The following is a 15,636-nucleotide window of genomic DNA, read 5'->3' on the forward strand; positions in this document are numbered from 1 at the left end:
AAAGGCGGGGTGATTTCGTGAAAGGAGAGAAGTTTGCCCAAAGCTCATACGCTACAAAAACCGCATCTGCGCCGCCAGAATATGCTTGCACGGCCCGCGCTGCCCCTGGTTGCCGGTAAACCACGGGCAGGTGCAGCGCGGCGGCGCGGGGCCGCCCACCACCACCGTGTGCCACACGCCGGTGCCGCGCACCCGCGCCTCGGTCCGGCCGCCCGCGCCCAGGCCCACCAGCTGCACGTCATCGGCGGCGTCGAGCAGGGCACGGGCGTTTTTCAGCCGTGGGTTGAGCTTCAGGATGCGCTCCATCTTGAAGGGCAGGCGGCGGTAGAAGTAGTGGTTTTCGGCCAGGTCGAACCCGAGCAGGCCCATGGCCGACAGGCTGGCGCACAGCCGGTCCACGGTGTCGGGGGCCAGGTTGTGTTCGACCGCGAACAGGGCGGGATTAAAGGTTTCGTTGCCCCGGAACAGGTGGTTGGCGCCCACTATCCACTCGGCGGGCAGCTCGTCCAGCAGCGTATCGAGCTGGTTGCCCTCGCCCGAAAAGCCCCGGTTCACTTCCGCCGACAGGGCCAGCACAAACTCCTGCCCGCCGCCCAGGGCCAGCACGAAGGCCGCCGCCTGCCCGTCGGCCGTGGCAAACACCCGCACGCCCTGGCACAGCGGCAGCAGCCCTTCTAGTAACCGCAGTCGGTGCACGCCGCCCACCCGTACTGCCCCCGCGCTGCCCAGCGGCGCGAAGCTCGGCCGGGGCCCGCGCAGCACCAGAAAAAAGTCCGACTTCGTGGTGCCCGCCGGAATGCTCTGCACCAATTGCAGGGCCTGCACGCGGCTCAGGGTCATTTTTTTGTCCATCACGGCCAGGTAGCCCTGCACGGCGGTGAGGCCCTTAATCCAGCGCTCGGGCAGGGCCACCTTGCGCTCGGTCACTTTGCCGGCCGCCCGTTCCAGCGTCACTTCCCGGTCGCCCACGCTCAGCAGCACCGGCTCGGTGCGCGCAATGCGGGCCAGCGCGTTCACCATCGGCTCGTTGAAGTCGACGTTGGTGGTGCCGCTGCTCAGAAACTCGCCGTCCAACGCGTCCGGCCCCAAATCGAGGCGGGCGTAGACGCCGTTGCACGACGAGAAGGCTTCAAACCGCAGCCTGCCCGCGCCCGCCGTCACGATGGGGTCGCGCAGCGCGGCGCTCTGGGGCACGAAGCGCGAAGCCACCACTTTGGCTAATGTGGTTAGCCCGCGGGCCACCAGCCACGAGTCGCGCAGCCGGCCCCAGAAAAAGCACGAGGCCCCGGCGGGGGCATCCTCCGCGTAGGCCGCCAGCGACAGCGTATTGCCCTCTGCGCTGGCTTGCAGGGCGGAAGGACGGGCATAGGCGTAAGCAAAATCAGACATGGCTAGAGCAGAATATGTTGGGAAAAGCGCGCCGCTCAAGGTCGGCCCTGGAGCATCTACTGCAAATCTAATTGGAAATATTCTGAAATTATACTAATTTTTTTGGTAAACAGAAGAAATAATATTTGCTAGGCCAGTATTCTTAGTAATTGTGTTGTCGTAATCAGGCGCTATAAATCTTTTAATCTGACTTATTAAGTGTTTAGAACAGTATTTAAGTCCAGGTGCATGGCACGGCTGGAAAACCTAGCCACTGGCCTTTCTCTTAAATAATCAGATAAAAGAAAACCACACGACCGGCGCACGAACCTGCCAGCCACTGTAGTTCCTGCAATCGGCTAATCACCTGTTGTCGCGCTTGGCTACCGCATCGGGCAGCGCCGGGGCACGGGGCGAACCGGCACCGGGGAAGCAGACGGGGGCGGGGGCGAATCCAGCGCCCGGATTCGGGCCCGGTAGTCTGCCGGAAGCATCGCCTGCCTGGCCCACTGGCTGGCCGGCCAGTGCTTCGTGCGGCGGTAGAAGGCCACGGCCGGACGCAGCCACCCGCCGGTGGGCAATTGCAGCTGCCGACGCACCGGGGGCGGCACCACCAGCCCTTGTACCGCTCGGAGCAACTGGTAGCGCGGGCCGCCCAGGTGCCGGCGGTACTGCCGGTACAAATCGGTGGTGTGGTGGCTCAGGACCAGGTTCTGGGCCAGGTGCTGCTCGCGGGCAACCAGCCAGTCGGCGTAGGAACCGGGCAGCTCGGGGATGCCCAGGCGCTGCCCCACGCGGCAAAACACGGCCGTTACCTCTTCCCGCTCGGCCGCGGTCAGCTGGCGCTCCAGCACCTCAAAGGACCGGATGGAATAGGCAATGAGTAGGAACAGCACGTCGCGGTAGGCCCAGTCGGGAATGGCCCGGCCCCGGCGGGATTCCACGCCCGCGTGGATGGCCGCGATGGCCGCGATGGTCCGCTCGGCTTCGGCACGCTCGGCAAACACGATGCGGCGGGCGTAGTCAACCGTTGAAAATAAGCGGGCCAGCGGGTCGGCCGGCAGCCGGCCGGTGAAATAAATCCAGTCCACGGCCTTATTCAGGGCGAACTCGGCCGCCGCGCCGGCGAAGATGAACAGCACCGTGTCGGAAGTGCCCCAGATGCGGCGGACGATAGACTCGGGAGCCACGAAATATGCCATATTATAAAGAACTTTGAATAACAAAGCTAAGCGTAATTTTGGCGGCGCCCTGCTTTATTAACCGTCGTCAAATGGGCTTTGTACTCGGCTTGTTTGATGCATTCCCACAAGCCGGCCGTGTTGCCCGCCCTGGCGACCCGCGGGGCAGCAGAAGCCGGCTAAACCCAGGTGGCGCTACGAAACCGGCTGCTCGATGCCAGGGGCGACGGGCTGGGGCGCCGGCCGCTTGTAGAAATATAGAATCAGCAGCGGCAGCAGCGTCAGCTCGGCCACCACGCCGAACAGCAGCGTCAGGCCAATGAGCAGGCCCACGTAAAAAGTCCCGTCGAACTTGGAGAACAAGAGCGTCGAAAAGCCGCCCACCAGAATCAGCGACGTGGTGATGACGGCCTTGCCGGCCAGCAAGTAAGTGTGCCGCACGGCCTTAAAAATGTCGGGCTCCCGGCCCAGCGTGAGCCGCAGCTTGCTGATGAAGTGAATGGTGTCGTCGACGGCGATGCCGAAGGCAATGGTGAAGATGATGCTCGTGCTGACCTTCATGCTGACCCCGGCCAGCCCCATGACGCCGGCCACGATGACGATGGGCAGCAGGTTGGGAATGAGCACCACCACCGTCATGCGCAGCGACTTGAACAGGGCCAGCACGATGAGCGTGACCATGAGCACGTCGATGGCCATGCCCTGAATCATGTTCAGGGTCAGGTTTTCGTTGTTTTTGTCGATGAGGTTCGACGAGCCCGTAAGCCGGGTACGCAGCACGGTGCTGTCGATGGACGTGCGTAGGTAGCGGCGCAGCTCGTCGTTGAGGGCCGCGGCCCGCACGCTGCCCACGTCGGCCATGCGGCCGGTGAGGCGGCCGGCCGAGCCGTCGGGCAGGGCCAGGGCGCTGAATTCGGCCTTCTTGCGGAACAGGCGGAGCTTGCCGCGCAGGCGGCGCAGCTCCAGCGTATCGGCGGGCAGGCGGTACTCGGCCAGGCCGCCGCCGTTCAGGGCCTTGCGCACCGCCTTGACCAGCGTGACCGGCGAGGCGGCGTACTGCAGGCCGTAGGTGCGGCTGAGGTAGCTCTCGATGCGCTCGGTGGCTCGCAGCACGTCCAGGTCGTAGATGCCGCGCCCGGGCGCCGGCTGCAACTCCAGCTCAAACGGGCGCACGCCGGCAAACTGCCGGTCGAAAAAGGCGAAGTCCTGCCGCACCGGGTCGCCTTTGGACAAGTCATCGAGCAGGGCCGAGTTGATGCGCACCCGGGTGGCGAAGCCGATGGCCACCGCCAGCACCAGCCCGCTGACGGTGAAGATGAGCCGCCGCCGCACCAGCACCGTGCGGAACAGGCGGCCCAGCACGCCGTCCCAGCTGTGGCCCTGGCGGCGCGGCTCGCGCAACTGGGGCTTGCCCAGCAGCACCAGCATGGCCGGCAGCAGGGTGAAACTCAGTAGGAAGGCCAAAATTACGGCCACGCCGGTGAAGAGCCCGAAGTTGTGGATGGGCCGGATGGTGCTGGTCATCAGCGTGAAGAAGCCCAGGCTGGTGGTGAGGGCCGACAGCCCCGACCCGAACCCCGACTCCTTGATAGTGACCCGCAAGGCGTCCTTTTTACTGGCCCCGTAGCCCAGCTCGCTCACGTAGCGGCTGATGATGTGGATGGTGTCGGACATGCCCACCACGAAGAGCATGAGCGGCAGCAGGGCCGTCATCAAGTCGATGCTCACGCCGCAGGCCGCCATCAGGGCCAGGCCCCAGAGGATGGTGCCCAGCACGACAATCAGCGGCAGCACCACGCCCCACCAGGTGCGAAACGTGAGCCAGAGCAGCCCCGTGACCAGCAGCACCGAGAGCGACATGAACACCACCAGCTCCCACTTCAGCCGGTCGACGAACACGGACTGGGCCACCAGCTTGCCGGCGAAGTGCGCCCGCGCCTCGGGCAGGCCCAAGCGGGCCAGCCCCGCGTGCAGGGCGGCAAAGAGCGAGTCGCCGGGTGGTTTGGTCAGGTCGGGCGTGATTTGCAGCACCAGGGCCACGGCCCGGGCATCGGCGCTGAACACGTTGCCCACCAGGCCGGGCGTGCGGTAAATCAGGGTGGAGTCGTCGGCGCGGCGGGCGGGCTCGGCGGGGTGCAGGTAGGGCAGGCTGAACACGCCCAGGCCTTCCACCACGGGGTTGGCCAGGGTGGTGGGGGAGGTAACGCTGAGCACGTGCCGCTGCCGCCGCGCCAGGCGCGTAAGCGAGTCAATTTGGGCGAGAAACGCGGGGTCGAAGGCCGTTTTGCCCGCCGGGGCCTCCACGCCCAGCAGCACGTAGTCGTTGTCGTTGCCGAAGCGTTGGGTGTAGCCCTGGTAGAACTCCAGGTCGGGGTCGCCGGCGGGGTAGAAGTCGTTGAAATTGTAGTTGAACCGCAGTTGGACCACGAAGTACAGGGCCAGGGCCGTGAGCAGGCCCAGGGCAACGAGGGTAAAATGGGCGTAGCGGCGGAGGGGCATCTGGGAAAGCTATTCGCCGCCAGCGGGCAGCCAGCGGCGCAAAAAAGACGGAGCTTGCACAACAAGCCAGCTGCCACAACGTTCGGATGCCACCGGGATTGGCCGCTACTTGCAATCAAACTTTGGCGCGCCGTTGTATCTTTCATTAACAAACCCCAAATTCTTAACCTTATGAAAAATACCCTTCTTGCCCTCGCCCTGTTTGCTTTCGCTGGTAGCTCCGCTTTCGCCCAGGAGGGCCCGGGCAAAGACGCTAAAAAAGCCACTGCCTCCACCAGCCCCAAAGCTTCGTGCGCCATGGGCGCCAAGGCCAGCCTGGCCGGTGGCAGCTCCTGCTGCATGAAAGGCGGCAAAGTCGCAGCCGTGAAGCCCGCCGCCAAAGCCCCGGTGGTGGCGGTGGCCAAGTCGCTGTAAAAAGCAACTGCCTTCTTTGAAATTTAAAAAGCCCTGCTCTTTTGATGCAGGGCTTTTTTTATGGTTAGCTTACAACCCCAATCCGGATTTCTACCCAATCAAGTACCCAAATGGACCTTATTGACCAACTAACGAATCTAGCTTCACGGGCCCAAAAGCAAATTGGCTACATTCAAACCGAAGAAGCCACTAAAACGGCCTTGGTAATGCCGTTTATCAATGCGTTGGGATACAATGTGTTTGACCCGACGGAAGTGGTTCCGGAATTCATTTGTGATATCGGCACTAAGAAGGGCGAGAAGATTGATTATGCCATCATGCGCGAAGGGAAGCCAATCATACTGATTGAATGCAAGCACGTGGGCAGCGACCTCAACATCAACCACGCCAGTCAGTTGTTTCGGTATTTTCACGTGACGGATGCCCGCATTGCCGTGCTTACTAACGGCGTTGTGTACCGGCTGTTCACGGATTTAGAGCAGGCCAATAAGATGGACGAGCGGCCATTTTTAGAGTTCGACTTATTTAATTTTCACGAGAACGACATCGTTGAAATTAAGAAGCTGAGCAAGCCCTCATTCAACATCGATGACTTACTCTTTGCCGCGTATAATCTCAAATACATGCGGGCTTTCAAAAAGTATTTCGGCGAACAATTCACTCAGCCCTCGGCCGATTTTACGCATTTTGTGTCAAAACAAGTTTACGATGGAGTGCTGACTACCAAGCTCAAAGAACAGTTCAGCGTGTTGGTCCACCGGTCCTTCCACCAGTTTTTAAATGACAAAATAGCCATGCGGCTGCGTTCAGCCATGATTGACACCAGCGGTCAAGGTCCGTTGGTGAGCGACGTGCCGTCGATGCCCGAGCCTGTTGCTGCCGCCGAAGCGGAGGGCAAGGACATTCAAACCACGGTAGAAGAAACCGAGGGCTTTATGATTGTGCGGGCCATTCTGCGCAAAATGGTGCCCGTCAACCGAGTGGTGATGCGGGATGTGCAATCCTACTGCGGTATTTTATTGGACGACAACAACCGAAAACCCATCTGCCGGCTTCATTTCAACAGCAGTAAAAAATACGTCACTTTATTCGATATTGAAGGAGGTGAGCGAGTTGATATAACTTCTCTGGACGACTTGTACGGAATGGCTTCGCGCATTCGGGCGGCTGTGCAAAAACACGAAACCAAGCCGGCCGCTGCTGCCGCAGAATAAAGTAATAAAGGCGGATATGGGTCCTGAGTAAAGGCGAAAGCCGTCCCCACACCGGCGGCTTTCGCTATTTTTGGTCCTTGAGCCTTTGCTCCATCGCCACATGCGCCAATACCAAGCCCTGCTCCGCCAAATCCTCGACACCGGCACCGTCAAAACCGACCGGACCGGGACGGGCACGGTGTCCATCTTCGGGCCGCAGATGCGGTTTAATCTGGCCGAGGGCTTCCCGCTCGTGACCACCAAAAAGGTCCATTTGAGAAGCATCATCCACGAGCTGCTCTGGTTTCTCAGGGGCGACACCAACCATAACGTGCTTGAGAAAGAAGGCGTGAAAATCTGGCGTGAATGGGCGCGTGAAGATGGCTCGTTAGGCCCCGTGTACGGCAAGCAGTGGCGGCGCTGGGAGCAGGTCGAGTTGATAGCGCCTCGTCAATTTGACATCCCGCCCACTTCTTGGCAATCGGGGCTAATTGCCGGGATTGGCCGCAATTCGCTGGTTGAAAGCCGCCAGACGCCGGCCTTGGCGCAGTTGTATGCCACTTGGAACGAGATGCTGCACCGCTGTTACGACTCCAGTAAAAAGAGCTATGCCGAATACGGTGGCCGCGGCGTCTTCGTCGATGCCCGCTGGCACGAGTTTGCCACCTTTGCGGCCGATGCCTACAAGCTGCCGAATGGTTTGCTGAAACAAGCATTTCCCGACGATTACGAGTTGGACAAAGACTACTACGCCACCAATAAATATGGCCCGGATTCCTGCCTTTGGCTTACCCGCAAAGAGCAAAACATCAACACCCGGCGTGGACGAGCTGTAAAAGCAACTGCTCCCTGGGGCGACTCAGCGGTGGTGATGGATTTAGCGGGCTTGTGCCAGGACCACGAGCTGGATGAATCGACGGTTTACAAATGCCTGCGGGGCGACCGGGCCGCGCACAAAGGTTGGCACTTCGAAGTATTGGACACCAATGGTTTATTGCCACGGCTTCGGCTCCACGACCAAATACGGCAAGCCATTGCTGAAATCCGCTTGCGTCCCGATTCACGCCGCATCATTGTCAGCGCCTGGAACGTGGCCGACCTGCCACGAATGCGCCTTCAGCCCTGCCACGCCCTGTTCCAGTTCTACGTGGCCGACGGCAAGCTCTCCTGCCAGCTCTATCAGCGCTCGGCCGACGTATTCCTGGGCGTGCCCTTCAACATTGCCAGCTACGCCCTGCTCACCCTCATGGTGGCCCAGGTGACGGGCCTGCAACCCGGCGAGTTCATCTGGACCGGCGGCGATACGCACCTGTATTCCAATCACCTAGAGCAAGCGGAGCTGCAATTGACCCGTGAGCCCCGCCCGCTGCCTCAGTTGCGCATCAACCCCGAGGTAACGGACATTTTTGGCTTTCAGTATGAAGATTTTAAGCTTGAGAACTATGAGCCGTGGCCAGCGATAAAAGCGCCGGTGGCGGTGTAGCAAATTCTTTGGCGCCTATGCGCAGGACTGCGCGCAGGCTTGCTACGTTGGCCGTGAAGACCGAATCAGCCGCCGCCATTTCGGCCTGAAAAAAAAGACCTTCTCGGTATTCAACTCCCGCGGCCCGCGCCGCCCGCAGCACCTGGGCCCGGCGCACCCCGGCCACGCAGCCGCTGGTGAGCGAAGGCGTGAACAGCACGCCGTTTTTCACCCAAAAAACAGCCGCTGCGCCCGCCTCGGCCACGTGCCCGGCGGCGTCGCAGAGAATAATCTCATCCAGCCCGCGCCGCTGGCGTTCGTGGGCCGCCCGCACGTAGAGCCACGCCTGCGGACCCTTGCAAAAGCTCAGGGGGGAATGTACTGAGTGGGTTTCTACCGCAAAATCAGCGGTTGCAATTGGGGAGTCATCCGCGACAAACGGCTCGGTGGTGGCCAGCCATTCGCAGGCGGTGGTGAGCGGCGTATAGCGGCCGCCGCCCGCGCGCCAGAGTTGGAGGCGCAAACGAGCGGCGGGCAGGGCGTTGGCGTGAGGCAACTGAAGCAGGGTAGTTGCCAACGCCTCGCCGGAAGCCAGCGCTGCCGGCAGCTTCAGCTGCAGCGCGGTGGCGGCCTGTTGCATGCGCTGGAAATGGTCATCAACGAACCGCAGGTGGTTGGCCTCGAATACAAGCGTCTCAAAAAAACCGTCGCCGAAAGCAAGGCCACGGTTGGGCCAGCCCAGGTTGAGGGAAGCCGCCGGTAGCAGTTCGCCGTTGAAGAGTATTTGCATGGTCCGGCCGTTCACAAAATCCGATAAATCCGGGGTTCAGATTAGGAGAAACTTTTTGCCCGGCAGCGCCCGCACCACGCCCCGAAACTCCAGCCCCAGCAGCAGCGAGGCCACGGCGTAGATGGGCAGTTGGGCTTTCCAGGCCAATTCGTCCATCTGCTCTTCGCGCCCACCGGCCGCCGCCAGCACGGTTATCAGCCCAAATTCATCGGCCGAAAAATCGTCGGGCGAGTAGCAGGGGGTGGGCTTGAACTTGCCCGACTGGTGCAGGGCCGCGTCCCAATTCAGGAGCTGCTCCAGGTCCGCTGGCTCGGCGTAGAGGGCGGCTTTGTTGTTTTTGATAAGGGCATTGCAGCCTTCGGAGGCGGCCGAGCCCAGGTTGCCGGGCACGGCCAGCACGTCGCGGTCGTAGCTCAGGGCCAGCTCGGCGGTGATGAGCGCGCCGCCTTTTATCGCGGCTTCGACCACCACGGTGCCGTCGGCCAGGCCGGCGATGATGCGGTTGCGGGCCGGGAAGTTGTAGCGGTCGGGCGGCGTGCCGAACGGAAACTCGGTGAGCAGGCCGCCCTGCTCGCGCATTTTCTCGGCGGTTTTGCGGTGCGCGGCGGGGTAAATGATGTCGAGGCCGGTGGCCATCACGCCCACGGTGTCCAGCCCTTCCTGCAAAGCAACGCGGTGGGCCAGGATATCGATGCCGTAGGCCAGGCCGCTGACGACCAGCGGCCGGTGCGGCAGCAGGCCCCGGACGAGGCGCTCGGTCTGCTCGCGGCCGTAGTCGGTGGCCTGGCGCGTGCCCACGATGGCCACCGTTTTGGGCGCGTTCAGGTCGGCCGAGCCCTGGTAATAGAGCAGGGCCGGTGTGTCGGGAATTAGCTTGAGGCGGCTGGGGAAGCGCTTGCTGGTGTAAAAGATGATTTCCACGCCGTCTTTTTCGGCTTTTCGCAAATCGTGCTCGGCCTTGCGTAGGGCGGTTTCGCGCTCGGGGCCGGTGAGGATTTTCACGGTGGCGTCGCCCACGCCGGGGATGCGGCGCAGCTTGCCGGCCGGCATGGCGAGCACATTTTTGGCCGCGCCGCCGTAGCTCATCAGCTGCCGGGTGAGCTGGGGGCCGATGCCGGGCAGCAGCGTCAGGGCCAGCTCGTGGAATAGGGTTTCGCTAGGGGTAGGGGCAGACATTTATCTTTTCTGGCAGGAGGGGAGTCAAGTCAATTAAGGAAGTTATTTATACTTCTCTATCATAAAAGTCTTGAAGCCAATTCCAGTCAGGTTCCTTAAGAATTCTAGCAACGAACATTGACCCAATCATCAAATCACCGCAATCGTTATCAATCATTACTTGGTCTGAATTTGCCAAGATTATAACGACCTGTTTTATTGCATCAATGCCGTGGTAAGCTAAGCTATAGACGTTGGGGCACTGCCGGAATTGGGTGGTGATTATGCTTATTTCATCAACTTCCCACCCTATCGATTCTAAATCAGGGCCGTCGTATTCAATGTAAACCCGCGAATGGGTCGAAAACTCAATAGCAAAATCTGACTGATTTGCCATGTCAGAAATAAGCGCCATCGGATAAGCTTCCCGTAGGGCTTGCCTGAATGTCGGTAGCAAATCCGACGCTTCCGCGATGAGCATAACCGCTTCCATTGCGCTTACTCCGTGTCCGCCTTGCCGGCGGCTTCCACTTCTTTTTTCAGGCTCACCAGAAATCCCCGCACCCGCTCCAGGGCCTGCACCACGTCAATCTTTTCCTTGAGCTGCGGGCCCTTTTGCTTGAGCATGTCGCGGGCGCCGGGGATGGTGTAGCCGCGCTCCTTTACCAGGTGGTAGATGGTGCGGAAAATTTCGATGTCCTGGGGCGTGTAAAGGCGGTTGCCCTTCTTGCTGCGGCGGGGGCGCAGCTCGTCGAACTCGGTTTCCCAGAAGCGCACCAGCGACTCGGCCACCTTGAACTGGGCTGCCACTTCGCCGATGGTGAAGTACTGTTTTTCGATGCTGCGCTCTTTGTAAGGCATACGTAGCGCCAAGCTCCAGCTGGGCGAGTGGGTGTTGCGGTGGGTAAAACGATGTACTGCCGAGCGGCTACCTTTGCCAAACCAGCTTCCGCCGGGCTTGCCGGGCCGAAAAGTAGCCATAAATCCGGCGGCGGCCACCAAGCCCGGCCGGTTATTTCGTTCATCGTTTCCATTCGCCAAGCTGGAGCTTGGCGCTACCGTATGCCGCTTCCCACCGCCTCGCACGTCCGTCAGCAATTCCTCGATTTCTTCGCTTCCAAAGGCCACCACATCGTGCCCTCGGCCCCGATTGTGGTCAAGGACGACCCCACGCTGCTGTTCATCAACAGCGGCATGGCCCCGTTTAAAGACTATTTTCTGGGCAACCGGCCGGCGCCCTACAAGCGCATCGCCGACACCCAAAAATGCCTGCGCGTAAGCGGCAAGCACAACGACCTGGAGGAGGTGGGCTATGACACCTACCACCACACCATGTTCGAGATGCTCGGCAACTGGTCGTTTGGCGACTACTTCAAAACCGACGCCATCGCCTGGGCCTGGGAGCTGCTCACCGACGTATACAAGTTGGATAAAGACCGCCTCTACGTCACGTATTTCGAGGGCGACGCCGGCGACGGCCTGGGTGCCGACACCGAAACCCAGGCCCTGTGGCGCCAGTACACCACCGACGACCGCATCCTGCCCGGCAACAAGAAGGACAACTTCTGGGAGATGGGCGACACCGGCCCCTGCGGCCCGTGCACCGAAATCCACATCGACCTGCGCGCCGACGAAGAGCGCGCCGCCACGCCCGGCCGCGACTTGGTGAATGCCGACCACCCGCAGGTGGTGGAAATCTGGAACAACGTGTTCATGGAATTTCAGCGCCTGGCCGACAAGAGCCTGGTGAAGCTGCCGGCCCAGCACGTGGACACTGGCATGGGCTTCGAGCGCCTGATGATGGCCGTGTCGGGCGTGAAGTCGAACTACGACACCGACGTGTTCCAGCCGCTCATCCAGTTCATCGCCCAGGAAGTAGGGGTGGAATACCACGGCACCACGCCTCCTTCTTCCTTAGCTGTTAGCCAAGAGCTGTTAGCTGATAGCTCTTCGTCGAACGAAGCCAATAGCCAGCAGCTAACAGCTGACAGCTTAAAAATAAAAACCGACATTGCTATCCGCGTCATCGCCGACCATATTCGCACCATTAGCTTCACCATTGCCGACGGCCAGTTGCCCAGCAACGTGAAGGCCGGCTACGTCATCCGGCGCATTTTGCGGCGGGCCGTGCGCTACGCGTTTTCGTCATTGAATCAGAAGCAGCCCTTCCTCTACAAGCTGGTGCCGGTGCTGGCCGAGCAGATGCGCAACATCTTCCCCGAGCTAAAAGCCCAGGTGGCTTTCGTGCAGCGCGTAATTGAGGAGGAGGAAATTGCTTTCCTGAAAACGCTGGAAACCGGCCTGCGGCGGCTCGATGCTTTGGAAGAAACAGCCCGCGCCAACGGCAACCGCATCGACGGCAAAACGGCCTTCGAACTGTCCGATACTTTCGGCTTTCCGCTGGACCTCACGGCCCTCATTGCCCGCGAAAAAGGCCTGACGGTGGACGAAGCGGGCTTCCAACAGGAGCTGGCGCAGCAGAAGGCTCGCAGTCGCAACGCCCAGGAAACCGAGCAGAGCGACTGGACCGTGGTGGGTGATTTTGACGACCAGCCCGCTTTTGTGGGCTACGACCTGGACGCCGCGCCCGCCCGCATCCTGCGCTACCGCAAGACCACGGCCAAGGGCAAGACCGAGTACCAGGTCGTACTCGACCAAACCGCGTTCTACGCCGAAAGCGGCGGCCAGATTGGGGACACTGGCTACCTGGAAAGCGACTTGTCGAAGGTGCGCGTGGTTGACACCCGGCGCGAAAACGACCTCATCGTGCACACCCTGCTGGAGCTGCCTGAGGACCTGACCGCCGACTTCATGGCCCGGCCCGACGCGGCCCGCCGCGACCAGATTCGGCAAAACCACTCGGCCACGCACTTGCTGCAAGCCGCGTTGCGCGAAGTGCTCGGTAGCCACGTGCAGCAGAAAGGCTCGTTGGTGAGCGAGAAGCTACTGCGCTTCGACTTCTCGCACTTCACCAAAGTAACTGACCAGCAGCTGCGCGAGATTGAGCAACTGGTGAACGGCCGCATCCGCCAGCAAATCCCGCTCGACGAGCGCCGCAACGTGCCCCTGGCCGAAGCCAAAACGCTGGGCGCCATGGCCCTGTTCGGCGAGAAGTACGGCGAGTTCGTGCGCGTCATCACCTTCGACAAAGACTACTCGGTGGAGCTGTGCGGCGGCCTGCACGTGGCCAACACCGGCCGCATCGGCTACCTCAAAATCGCGGCCGAAAGCGCCGTGGGCGCCGGCGTGCGCCGCATCGAAGCCGTGACCGGGGCCGGCGCCGAGGCTTACGTGGACCAGCAGCTCGACCTGCTGGCCCAGGTGCGCGAGGCTTTGGGCAACCCCCAGCACCTCATTCCCAGCATCGAAAAGCTGGGCGAGGAAACCGCCACGCTCCGCAAGCAACTGGAGCAGTTTGAGCAGCAAAGCCTCAGCCAGCAAAAGGACCAGCTGGCCGCCCAGGTGAAGGAAGTGAACGGGGTGAATTTCCTGGCCGCGGTGGTGCAAGCCGGCAGCGTCGACGGCCTCAAGAAGCTGGCCTACGACCTGCGCCAGGTGGTGCCCAGGCTGGTGGCCGTGCTCGGCGCCGAAATTGACGGCAAGCCGCAATTGGCCGTGATACTGGACGATGAAATTGCGAAAGTCGGCAAGCTCAACGCCACCGCGCTGGTGCGCGAGCTGGCCAAGGAAATCCAGGGCGGCGGGGGCGGGCAGCCGTTTTTCGCCACGGCCGGCGGCAAGCACGTGGCCGGGCTGGCGGCAGCAATTGGAAAGGCGGAGAACTTGATTAGCCAAAGTGCCTAGCCCCGAAAAAATGAGAGCGTTTGCTGCGATGTTGCTGTTGCTGCTGCTCTGGGGGCCCTGCGTGCAGGGTCAGCAAGCGTGCATTCAAGACTCACTGGTGGATTACCTCGACGCGGACTTTGTGCGCGTGGCGTCGCCCAAGCAGGCCTTCTACACTCGCGTCAAGCAGTACACAACCGCTGCGGGCGGAACCTGGAGCATGTACTACCCGGGCGGGCAGCAGCGCTCCGCCGTCACGTACGCCAGCTTCCGGCGGCTTACCCTCCAAGGCCCGGCCCTGGACCGCTACCCCAACGGCGCGACCAAGCTTCGGTACGAGGCCGACGACGGGGTTGTCCACGGTTACCTTGACGGCTTTTACCCCGATGGCACGCGCAAGCGCAGGGACCTCTACGACCACGGCCGGTTGGTAAAAGGGCAATACTTTGGGCCCGATGGCCAGCCCATCGAGCCTTACCTTTCCCTGCTGCAGCAACCGGCCTTTCCGGGCGGCCTTGCGGCACTCACGGCCGCCATTCAGCAGCATTTGGTCTACCCGGCAGACGCGGTGCGCAGCGCCGCCGAAGGCCAGGTAATGGTCAGCTTTACGGTCACGGCGCGGGGAGACGTGACCGAAGTGCGCGTGCTGCGGCCCGGCAACGCCTGGCTCGACGCGGCGGCCGTGGCCGCGGTGCGCCAGCTGCCGCCCTTCGAGCCCGGGCGCATCGACGGCGAACGAATGCCCATCGGCATGCTGGTGCCGATTACATTCAAGGCCTCGGGCGCCATGAAAACGCTCAGAAGCCTGGGCTTGTAACAACCCGTCGGCTGTGCCCAAGGCAGTTAAGGCCGGTTCCTGGCTATTTGTGCCTGCCTGCGCCTTGGGGATTGTCCCGAGTTCGCCCGGGACCGTGCAGAACGTGCGCACCCGCTCTACACATACCATTGGTTCGCAGCCGGCAATTAACTTTGGGGACGCCCAGCGGCTCGGTCAGGCGAAGCGGCGGGCGCCTGGGAAAGCTCGGGCTCGGTTTAATCAAGTCACCGCCTAAACGGGTTGCGTCATGATTGAGGTTGATATCATCAAGAAACACGGCAAAAAAGCCCTGGGCCTGGCCGAGCACGCGCACGAAGCGCGCGGTTGGCGCGCCCGTCTGGGCGAGATTTTGCTCGAAATCGGTATCATTGTGTTTGCCATTTCGTTGTCGATTTGGCTGCATTCCTGGCAGGAGCACCGCCACGACCGGGCCCGGGAACGCCAGTTTCTGCTGGGCCTGCAGCGGGACCTGGCCGAGGACCTGCGCGAGATGCGGGAGGATTCGGCCGCGCTCGCCTGGCAAAAGCAGGGACTGCGGTACTTCCGCAAGCTGACGGCCCGCCGGCCGAACGACAGCGTCAGGTACTACAGCGCGACGCTAACGGCTACTAATTATTTCACGCCCAACGACACCCGTTTTCAGGGCCTGAAATCGTCGGGCGGGCTGGGCATCGTGGAAAACGAAGAGCTGCTGCAACAGCTGCTCAACTACTACGAACGCACCACGACGAGCCTGACGAGCAACGGGCGCGGGTATGCCGAATACCACCGCCAGACCACCGGGCCGTATTTGGACCTGCACCTGCGGCCCGACCAGAGCAACCTGCTGGCCGTGCTTCGGGAAGGACCGATGCAAAACTATCTGGCCCGCGGCGAGGTGATTGCCAGCATTCTGGCGCAATACAGTCACGCCGGGCAGGAGGCCCGGGCCCTGCGGCAGCGCCTGGCGGCGGCCCTCGCGGGCGAGTAGTGGC

12 protein-coding genes and 2 pseudogenes are annotated in these 15,636 nt (G+C 61.7%); 7 read left to right on the plus strand and 7 right to left on the minus strand.

Annotated features, from left to right (window positions below; all coding sequences use genetic code 11):
- Positions 1-51: 51 nt before the first annotated feature.
- The 3 genes from RMO51_RS20350 to RMO51_RS20360 form a co-directional block, all read right to left on the minus strand.
- Complete coding sequence (locus RMO51_RS20350; RefSeq protein WP_310397816.1) at positions 52-1,389, minus strand: SWIM zinc finger family protein; 1,338 nt, start codon at positions 1,387-1,389, stop codon at positions 52-54.
- Between the two features lie 362 nt (positions 1,390-1,751).
- Positions 1,752-2,558 carry an oxygenase MpaB family protein gene (locus tag RMO51_RS20355; RefSeq protein WP_310397817.1) on the minus strand — a complete coding sequence of 269 codons (807 nt, stop codon included), beginning with the start codon at positions 2,556-2,558 and terminating at the stop codon, positions 1,752-1,754.
- Positions 2,559-2,744: 186 nt separating this feature from the next.
- Positions 2,745-5,048: an MMPL family transporter gene (locus RMO51_RS20360; protein ID WP_310397818.1), complete on the minus strand. Its 2,304-nt coding sequence runs from the start codon at positions 5,046-5,048 to the stop codon at positions 2,745-2,747.
- Positions 5,049-5,219: 171 nt separating this feature from the next.
- On the opposite strand from RMO51_RS20360, the gene RMO51_RS20365 reads away from it, so the two are divergent.
- The 4 genes and pseudogenes from RMO51_RS20365 to thyA (RMO51_RS20380) form a co-directional block, all read left to right on the plus strand.
- Positions 5,220-5,462, plus strand: coding sequence for a hypothetical protein (locus RMO51_RS20365; protein ID WP_310397819.1), 243 nt, complete (start codon positions 5,220-5,222; stop codon positions 5,460-5,462).
- A gap of 110 nt (positions 5,463-5,572) precedes the next feature.
- A complete protein-coding gene (locus tag RMO51_RS20370; RefSeq protein ID WP_310397820.1) occupies positions 5,573-6,676 on the plus strand; it encodes a type I restriction endonuclease in 1,104 nt (367 codons plus the stop codon).
- A gap of 100 nt (positions 6,677-6,776) precedes the next feature.
- Positions 6,777-7,079 (plus strand): annotated as a pseudogene (thyA, locus tag RMO51_RS20375) (thymidylate synthase); the annotation flags it as partial.
- A 582-nt stretch (positions 7,080-7,661) separates the two neighbouring features.
- Positions 7,662-8,138 (plus strand): annotated as a pseudogene (gene thyA / locus RMO51_RS20380) (thymidylate synthase); the annotation flags it as partial.
- Here thyA (RMO51_RS20380) and RMO51_RS20385 read toward each other — a convergent pair.
- The 4 genes from RMO51_RS20385 to RMO51_RS20400 are packed head-to-tail and all read right to left on the minus strand — an operon-like array spanning position 8,083 to position 10,923.
- Positions 8,083-8,907 (minus strand): aminotransferase class IV, encoded by an 825-nt coding sequence (locus RMO51_RS20385; protein WP_310397821.1) that lies wholly within the window; start codon positions 8,905-8,907, stop codon positions 8,083-8,085. The pseudogene thyA (RMO51_RS20380) and the gene RMO51_RS20385 sit on opposite strands and share 56 nt — an antisense overlap.
- Before the next feature lie 36 nt (positions 8,908-8,943).
- Positions 8,944-10,083 (minus strand): DNA-processing protein DprA, encoded by a 1,140-nt coding sequence (gene dprA, locus RMO51_RS20390; protein ID WP_310397822.1) that lies wholly within the window; start codon positions 10,081-10,083, stop codon positions 8,944-8,946.
- A 46-nt stretch (positions 10,084-10,129) separates the two neighbouring features.
- Positions 10,130-10,543: a hypothetical protein gene (locus RMO51_RS20395; protein WP_310397823.1), complete on the minus strand. Its 414-nt coding sequence runs from the start codon at positions 10,541-10,543 to the stop codon at positions 10,130-10,132.
- A 17-nt stretch (positions 10,544-10,560) separates the two neighbouring features.
- Positions 10,561-10,923, minus strand: a complete 363-nt coding sequence (locus RMO51_RS20400; protein ID WP_310397824.1) for a MerR family transcriptional regulator — start codon at positions 10,921-10,923, stop codon at positions 10,561-10,563.
- Between the two features lie 201 nt (positions 10,924-11,124).
- Between RMO51_RS20400 and alaS the strand changes: the two genes are divergently transcribed.
- The 3 genes from alaS (at position 11,125) to RMO51_RS20415 (ending at position 15,632) form a co-directional block, all read left to right on the plus strand.
- A complete protein-coding gene (gene alaS / locus RMO51_RS20405; protein ID WP_310397825.1) occupies positions 11,125-13,866 on the plus strand; it encodes an alanine--tRNA ligase in 2,742 nt (913 codons plus the stop codon).
- A 10-nt stretch (positions 13,867-13,876) separates the two neighbouring features.
- Positions 13,877-14,662 carry an energy transducer TonB gene (locus RMO51_RS20410; protein WP_310397826.1) on the plus strand — a complete coding sequence of 262 codons (786 nt, stop codon included), beginning with the start codon at positions 13,877-13,879 and terminating at the stop codon, positions 14,660-14,662.
- A 247-nt stretch (positions 14,663-14,909) separates the two neighbouring features.
- The gene (locus RMO51_RS20415) at positions 14,910-15,632 is read left to right on the plus strand and encodes a hypothetical protein (RefSeq protein WP_310397827.1); all 723 of its coding nucleotides are present in this window, start codon (positions 14,910-14,912) and stop codon (positions 15,630-15,632) included.
- Positions 15,633-15,636 lie beyond the last annotated feature (4 nt).

The organism is Hymenobacter sp. (genome assembly GCF_031398885.1).
In the GTDB taxonomy this organism is placed as follows: Bacteria; Bacteroidota; Bacteroidia; order Cytophagales; family Hymenobacteraceae; genus Hymenobacter.

Coding starts and splice junctions, on each gene's coding strand:
- RMO51_RS20350 (WP_310397816.1), bottom strand. CDS start 1,389: ATGTCTGATTTTGCTTACGCCTATGCCCGTCCTTCCGCCCTGCAAGCC.
- RMO51_RS20360 (WP_310397818.1), bottom strand. CDS start 5,048: ATGCCCCTCCGCCGCTACGCCCATTTTACCCTCGTTGCCCTGGGCCTG.
- RMO51_RS20365 (WP_310397819.1), top strand. CDS start 5,220: ATGAAAAATACCCTTCTTGCCCTCGCCCTGTTTGCTTTCGCTGGTAGC.
- RMO51_RS20370 (WP_310397820.1), top strand. CDS start 5,573: ATGGACCTTATTGACCAACTAACGAATCTAGCTTCACGGGCCCAAAAG.
- RMO51_RS20385 (WP_310397821.1), bottom strand. CDS start 8,907: ATGCAAATACTCTTCAACGGCGAACTGCTACCGGCGGCTTCCCTCAAC.
- dprA (WP_310397822.1), bottom strand. CDS start 10,083: ATGTCTGCCCCTACCCCTAGCGAAACCCTATTCCACGAGCTGGCCCTG.
- RMO51_RS20395 (WP_310397823.1), bottom strand. CDS start 10,543: ATGCTCATCGCGGAAGCGTCGGATTTGCTACCGACATTCAGGCAAGCC.
- RMO51_RS20400 (WP_310397824.1), bottom strand. CDS start 10,923: ATGCCTTACAAAGAGCGCAGCATCGAAAAACAGTACTTCACCATCGGC.
- alaS (WP_310397825.1), top strand. CDS start 11,125: ATGCCGCTTCCCACCGCCTCGCACGTCCGTCAGCAATTCCTCGATTTC.
- RMO51_RS20410 (WP_310397826.1), top strand. CDS start 13,877: ATGAGAGCGTTTGCTGCGATGTTGCTGTTGCTGCTGCTCTGGGGGCCC.
- RMO51_RS20415 (WP_310397827.1), top strand. CDS start 14,910: ATGATTGAGGTTGATATCATCAAGAAACACGGCAAAAAAGCCCTGGGC.